The sequence below is a fragment of the Chitinophaga japonensis genome, from assembly GCF_007830125.1.
In the GTDB taxonomy this organism is placed as follows: Bacteria; Bacteroidota; Bacteroidia; order Chitinophagales; family Chitinophagaceae; genus Chitinophaga; species Chitinophaga japonensis.
On the sequence record NZ_VLLG01000002.1, the window covers coordinates 1,117,123 to 1,123,494 of the forward strand.

3 protein-coding genes are annotated in these 6,372 nt (G+C 55.5%); all 3 read right to left on the bottom strand.

Features of this window, described 5'->3' with window-relative positions:
• Positions 1-228: 228 nt before the first annotated feature.
• Positions 229-2,232 (bottom strand): OmpA family protein, encoded by a 2,004-nt coding sequence (locus LX66_RS04410; RefSeq protein ID WP_158642530.1) that lies wholly within the window; start codon positions 2,230-2,232, stop codon positions 229-231.
• A 39-nt stretch (positions 2,233-2,271) separates the two neighbouring features.
• Complete coding sequence (locus tag LX66_RS04415; RefSeq protein WP_145710676.1) at positions 2,272-3,282, bottom strand: PorP/SprF family type IX secretion system membrane protein; 1,011 nt, start codon at positions 3,280-3,282, stop codon at positions 2,272-2,274.
• 66 nt (positions 3,283-3,348) lie between these two features.
• Positions 3,349-6,372: Ig-like domain-containing protein (locus tag LX66_RS04420; RefSeq protein WP_158642531.1), on the bottom strand; the 3,024-nt coding region annotated here is incomplete at its 5' end.

Genomic DNA, 6,372 nt, shown 5'->3' on the forward strand with positions numbered 1-6,372 from the left:
TTTAACAGTTATTGGTAAAACAGGGGCAAAGGTAATAAAATAATGAGCAGATGCGCTGAACCCATGCTTATGTTCAGAAAACATCATCCTGAAAGGCGCACGATAAACAGGCCCATAAGGGGTAGTAAAGAATGATATCAACACAATAGCCGGCATGATGCCGGCTATTGCTTTTTTGTGGTTCCTTGGTTTTTATAGGATATGGTTAAAATACCAACAACAGCGCAACTAATCCAGTTGCGGTTGTATACGCAATACCTTGAATTCGGTTCTTCTGTTCAACTGGCGGCCGTCCGGGTTATCCTTGCCGTTAGGCATGGTGTTGGGGGCAATGGGCCTTGATTCTCCATATCCTTTCGCTACCATACGGGAAACGGGAATGCCTTTGCTGGCCAGGTAATCCACACAGGACTGCGCCCTGGCCTGTGACAGCTTGATGTTGTAGGCATCGGTGCCCTTGCTGTCCGTATGCGAACCCATTTCTATAATGATGTTGGGATTATCCTGCATAATGGCTACTACGGTATCCAGCACGATCAGCGACTGGGGCCTTAACGTGGCTTTGTTGAAATCGTAGTAGATGTCTTTAAGAATAACGGGCTTGCCTATTTCGTAGCGCTTCAGGCAGATGGTGGGATTCATTAGAGAGTCCGTGTGCGTCAGCTCATCGGTATTAAAATAGATGGCCTTGGAGAAGTAGTTCTCCTTTTCCGCCATGATCTTGTAATTCTGTTGCATTTCCACGTCAAAGCTGTAATGCCCGGTCTCATCCACGGTGATCTGCTGCAGCACCTTTTGCCGTATGGTATCCAGCAGGGTAACGGTCGCCCCTGTCAGCGGCAGGTTACCATCGCAGTCCAGTATCTGCCCGCCGGCTATTTTCGCGTTCTTCTTCACGGAGAACAGCTCCAGGCAGCATACAGACTGGCGGTCGGAGCTGATATAACCACCCCTTAAGGGGTTGGCATTGTCCACCGGCGAATAGTAAATATCATCCTTGGACGAGTTGAGTGGTGCGCCCATGTTCTCCGGCGTCGACCAGTCGCTTCCGTTGCCCTTACTCATGAAAAAGTCCAGCCCGCCCAGGCCTACCCGGCCATTAGTGCTGTATATGAGTATGCCGTTCTTGCTGTCATAGTAAGGCGCCTGGTCTTCTTCACGGGAATTGATGCCGGTGCCCAGGTTCCTGGGGGCGCCGGGCGTGCCGTTCTGCAACTGGCTTACCCAGATGTCATGTTTGCCCATGCCGCCTGGCCTGTCGGACACAAAGAACAGGTATTTATTATCTGCCGTTACAAAAGGCTGCATGGAGTTGAAGCCTTCCGCATTTACATTGGGACCTAATTTTTTAGGTTCGGACCAGCCGCTTCCCTGCCGGGTGCTGGTATAGATATCCGTATGTTTATCTACGCCGTTCCTGGTCCAGCGGGTAAGATAGAGGGTGTTGCCATCCGGGCTCAGTGCAGCAGCGCCCTGGTCCACACCTTTGGCGGAGGGGATGGACAGTTTCTGGCTGCTGTCGAACGCCACACCGCGGCCCTGTGCTATATAGAGATCATTCACATAAGGGTTTTCCTTCTTCTTATCATCCAGGTTTGTTTCCGGGCGGGAGGAGGTAAAGAGCAGGGTATTGCTGTTCAGCGCTACCGGCGCGTAGTTGGCGCCACCGCCATTCACACTGCCGTCTACTTTGGCGATGCTGTAGCGGGGAGCCCGTTTGGCCTCGGACAGGGCAAACTCGCAGGAGGCTATTTCCAGCGCCGCCCGGTTGGCTATTTCATCTGCATTGGTATAATCCTGGCGGAATTGCTTTAGCTGCTCCAGCGCCTCTTCATACTTTCCGTTGGCGCGGAGACATATGCCGTACCAGAAACGGGCCAGCGGAAAGGCCGGGTTATTGAAGGTGGCAGCCTGGCCGTAATAGGTTTCTGCATTGCCAAAGTCGTTGTAGTGACGGTAAGACTCTGCCAGCCGGTATACTACTGTTTCATAATCCTTGATCTTCTTGCTCTTTTCCTTGCCGGCTCCGCTCACGGCATAAGGCAGCACATTCTCGGGCTTTATCTTGAAAGTACCCAGCGCTTTGCTGTAGTACTGTGCGGCGGAATAATAATCCTTGGCGTTGTAGTATATATCGGCCGTGTGCCGGTAATCATATACATACTGTGCATGGGCCGTGTGAGCGCCCCATAAAAACAGGATCAGCCAGCAGCGTGTAATAAATTTTATCATGCGAGGTTCCATTTAAAAAGTTTTTTGTGCTTGCTTCCTTTACAACCTGGGACAGATAAAGTACTCTTCTGTCAGCACCCTGCGTTTGCGGCTGATAAAGGAGAGTGATATCTCAAAGCTGTTGCTGCCGTTTACCAACCGTTGCATGTTGGAAACATTGGCGTCATAGCTCAGCCCTAATACAAAACTCTTGTAATGAAACCCTGCAAAGGGTATCACGGAGTCGTCAAAGCGATAGGTAGCACCGGCCAGCAGGTCAAACTCGGGATTAACGGCATATTGGCCGTACACACCCAGTACTTTTTCCTCGGCATTTCCCTGGCGCATGTATAAGCCGTGCGGGGTAAGGCTCAGCTCATCCGTCATTTTTATTTTGGTGCCGCCGTGCGCCAGGTAGCGGATGGGGTAATTGCGGTTATCATCTTCCTTAAAAGGATCTTCCGGCTGGGTAAGGTGCCCGGCAGATACCCCTACAAAAGGATTGAGACGGTGGTTGGGATTACCGTCAAAGAACAGCGCGCCGGCGGCGGCGTCAAATGCCGTGGAGGAGGTTTTGTTCAGGCTTTCCCCGTTGAAGATGCTGGGATCAAACCCGATCACCGGGTTCCACTGGCTGCCCGTCTGGAACTTGGCGGGGTCCACCCGGCGGTTGATGATACCGGCCTGCACGCCAAATACCAGGCGGGTAGTGCCGGTAGCGCCAAACTTCACCCCGCTGTAGGATACGCTGGCCATGGCGTTCAGGTAGTTATAGCCGGCATCGCCGGCAGACATGTTCAGGATATTAACGCCCACCCCTATGTTCTTGTCCGTAGCGGCGTCAAAGGAAACGCCGGTAGTGGCAAAAGCTTTCCCATAATTGGTCCATTGGTTACGGTAATTGCCGCTGATGCGGTAGTCTCCGTCCAGCACCCCGGTAAGCGCGGGGTTTAGCCATAAGGGGTATGCGTAGTATTGAGAAAAATGCGGGTCTACCTGCGCCCGGACGGTGGCGGGGAGCAGCGCGCATATTAAAAGCCCCAGAACGATGTTTATACTCGGTTTCCTCATGGGAATATTTTTTTGCTGGTTAAGAATGTCCGTCCCGGCGGGGCCGGAACGGACTTTTAATATGGTTTAACGGATCAGGGTGACGTTGCCTTTCTTATCTACAGTAGTGCCATTCTGCAGCTTTATCCGTGCGATGTATACATATACACCTGCCGGCTGCTGACGGCCGCTCATAGTGCCATCCCATCCCTGCCGCTGATCTTTGGAGACGAATACTTCCTGGCCCCATGCATTGTAAATGTGCAGCTCAATGGAGGCAATGGTGTTACCGTATACCATCAGCACATCGTTCACGCCGTCGCCGTTCGGGCTGAACAGGTTGGGAATGAACACCTGGTCGCCGGCCGGGTTGGAGGCGCTGCCGGTAATGGCAGCAGACAGGTCGCTGGTCTGACAACTGTTGTCGTTCAGCGCTCTTACCTGCAATGTTACCATCTGGTTCGGGCTCAGGTTGGCCACCGTATGCGTGGTACCGGTAGCGCCGGAGCTGGGCGGTGTAAAGCTGGTGCCGTTGTTGGTGGTCACTTCATACCGCGTGATGCCCGGTACTGTGTTCCAACTGAAGGTAATGCTGTTGGCGGTAGAGTCGCTTACCGTTACTACCGGTGTTGCCAACTGCTGCAGTACGCCTACTTCCACTGCCTTGCGGGTGGCGCTGGCGCAACCGCCGCTGGTGGTAAACACTTCCACATAATAGGTAGCGTTGCTATCCAGGGCTGCGGTAGTGAAGGTGGCGCCGGTAGCCAGTTGCGTGCCGCCGCTGGCCGTGCTGTACCAGCGGAAGTCCGCATCCGGCACAGTGGGGGCGCTGGCGCTGAGTGTTACGGTATTGCCGGGACATGCCGGATCAGGCACATCTACGACTATATCATTGGCGTTGGGCGCGCCTACGGTTACGCTTACGGCTGTACGTGTATTGCTGGCGCAGCCGCTGGCGTTCACCGCTTCCACATAGTATTGCTGGTTAGCATTCAGCGCAGCGGTGGTGAAGGTAGCGCCGGTGGTAACGGCTGTACCGCCGGTGGGTGAAGTATACCAGCGATAAGTAAGCCCTGCAGCCGGGTTCTCAATACTCAGTGTAGCGGTCTGGCCGGGACATACCTGCACGTCGGCTGCAGCCACTGCCGGTGTACCCGGTACGCTGTTCACGGTCACACTTACCGGCGCACGGCTGATACTCACACAACCGCTGCCACTGGCTGCTTCCAGGTAGTATACCGTATTTACGGAGCGCGGCGGCGTGGTGTAGGTGGTGCCGGTAAACAGGGCGGTACCACCGGTAGCCGTGCTATACCACCTGTAGATCAGGCCGGCAACCGGGTTTTTAACCATGAGCTGTGCGGGCTGGCCGGCACAGATGGTCACGGCGTCTGCCTGCGGCGCATCCAGCGAATTCACCACGGTAGCGGTAACGCCTGTGCGGGATGTGCTCACACAACCTGCATTGTAGGCTGCTTCCACATAGAAAGTGGTGGTATTGGCCAGGCCTGCAGTAGTGTAGGCCGTGCTGATGGCCAGCAGCGTACCATTGGCCGGCTGGTCGTACCAGCGGTAGGTCACTGCGGGATCAGGATTCTGGATATTAAAGGTAGCGGTACCGCCTACGCAGGTCACTACCGTGCTGGCTGCCACGGCGGGCGCTGCCGGTGCATTACCTGCTTCTATGCTCACCTGGGTCCTGGTGGCGCTGGCGCATTTATTATTCAACACAGATTGCACATAGTAGTTTGTGCTGGATGTTACGCCGGTCACGGTAAACACCGGGCCGGTATGCACCAGGCTGCCGCCGGTAGCGGCGTCAAACCATTGGTAAGTGTAGCTGGGCAGCGGATTCTGTACAATCAGCGTGGCGTCCTGTCCGCTGCATATCTTAACGGTGGTAGCCACTACTACCGGCGGAGTGGTATTTGTTCCTACCGTGATCACAAACACCTGGTTGGTATCCTTCACGCCGCCCTGCGCGGTAGCCTCTACCAGGTAGGTGATATCGGCGTTCAGTGCCGGCGTAGTGAAGCTGGTGCCGGTAAATACCAGGCTGTTGTTAGCCGTATTATACCAGCGGTAGATAACGCCTGACTGCGGGTTCACCGCGTTCAGCGTAATGGAGCTGCCGGTACAGATGGTAATGGCGGTTGTATCGCCGTCTCCACCACCGTTGCCATCATTCCTCACGGTCACCTTCGCGCGGGTGCTGCTTACGCAGGTGCCGGCGCTGGCTTCCACGTAGTATACCGCGCTATCGCCGGCCAGCGGCGGTGTGGTAAAGCTGGTACCAATGGCCAGCGGTGTACCGCCGGTGGCGGTGCTGTACCATGTATAAGTAACACCTCCCTGCGGGTTGGCCACGGTAAAGGTAGCCGTGCCACCCAGGCTGGTGCTTTGCTCGTTAGTAGTCAATACCGGCGGCTGCAGGCTGTTTACCACCTGCACCGTAGCCGTTGCGCGGCTGGTGCTGGTACAGCTACCTACCGCAGCTTCGGCATAGTATTTCACGCTATCCACGCCGGAGGGCGGGGTAACGGTCAGCGTAGCGCCGGTACCTACCAGGTTGCCGCCGGTGGCTGCATCGTACCAGTTGTAGGTAACGCCGGCCTGCGGATTCTGTACTGCCAGTTGTACAGGGCCGCTGCCGCAACCTATCAACGTGCTGTTCACCAGTACCGGTACGGTCGGCGGATCAGTTACGGTAATGGTATATACCTGTACGGTATCTTTGGCGCCACCCTGCAGCGTAGCTTCCAGGAGGTAAGCAGTATTGGCGTTCAGCACCGGCGTGGTAAAGGAGGTACCCGTACCTGCCAGGCTGTTATCGGCCGTATTGTACCAGCGGTAAGTGGCGCCGGTAACCGGGTTGGTCACATTCAGCATGGTGCTGGTGCCGCGGCAGATGGTCACTGCCGTGGTGTCGCCGCCACCGCTGCTGCTGGCCCTAACCGTCACTTTTGCACGGGTGCCGCTTACGCAACTGCCAGCGCTGGCTTCCACGTAGTATACGGCGCTATCGCCGGCTAAGGGTGGTGTAGTGAAGGTAGTGCCGCTGTCCAGCGCCGTACCGCCGCTGGCAGTGCTGTACCATTTATAGGTTACACC

What these genes read in the sequence shown, in the direction of transcription:
- LX66_RS04415 (WP_145710676.1), bottom strand. Translation starts at nt 3,282, where the DNA reads ATGAGGAAACCGAGTATAAACATCGTTCTGGGGCTTTTAATATGCGCG.
- LX66_RS04410 (WP_158642530.1), bottom strand. Translation starts at nt 2,232, where the DNA reads ATGATAAAATTTATTACACGCTGCTGGCTGATCCTGTTTTTATGGGGC.